General features: G+C 67.3%; 1 pseudogene. It reads left to right on the top strand.

The window, feature by feature from the left end:
* Window positions 1-53: 53 nt before the first annotated feature.
* Window positions 54-217: pseudogene (locus FMEAI12_RS39995) on the top strand (helix-turn-helix domain-containing protein); the annotation flags it as partial.

The raw sequence follows: 217 nt of genomic DNA, 5'->3' as shown, positions 1-217 counted from the left end.
GAAATGGACCCTGTGGGGCTCCAGAACCCCGATTTGGGCGGTGACCTGCGCGTTTGCCCGCGGGGCGGGGCCCGTGTCGGGCAGGCTGGGTGGTCATGGTGTGGTCGCTGCTCTACGCCCTGACACGCAACGCTCTCGGACTGATGTTGCTCCGCGTGCGTGGCGACACCGCGAAAGACGTGGAGCTCCTCGTCCTGCGACATCAGGTGGCGGTGCT

The organism is Parafrankia sp. Ea1.12 (assembly GCF_900465275.1).
GTDB lineage: Bacteria > Actinomycetota > Actinomycetes > Frankiales > Frankiaceae > Parafrankia > Parafrankia soli.
Note: the sequence above shows the minus strand (reverse complement) of the source record. Positions and strands in the feature narration are given on the sequence as shown.